The following is a 322-nucleotide window of genomic DNA, read 5'->3' on the forward strand; positions in this document are numbered from 1 at the left end:
GCTACCCTCGGTCCACTCGTGAATGCACGCGTCGATCAGCTCCTTGGCCGCCTGCAACTGTTCGCCGAACTGGATGTGCTCGGCGATCTGTCGCACGACCTTATAGCGCCCGTCGAAGGTCACTAGCGAAATATTTCCTTTGATGGCCCGCATGCGCACGCCGTATTGCTCGCTGCTGGCTTCGACGAACGCGGCGACATCAGCAAAGGCCAGCTCCTTGAATGCAAGGAGTTGTTCCTGATGTTTTTTCGCAGTGTCGATCAGGGCCATGACCGTCTGGTCACGCAGACGATCAACGGGCTTGATCATTGATTCGGGGACG

Annotated in this window: 1 protein-coding gene; it reads right to left on the minus strand. The window is 57.5% G+C overall.

Going from position 1 to position 322, the window contains the following annotated elements:
• On the minus strand, positions 1-322 hold a 322-nt coding region (locus QCE79_RS34945; RefSeq protein ID WP_309852521.1), incomplete at both ends, for a DUF3164 family protein.

The organism is Caballeronia sp. LZ003, from assembly GCF_031451465.1.
Lineage (GTDB): Bacteria > Pseudomonadota > Gammaproteobacteria > Burkholderiales > Burkholderiaceae > Caballeronia.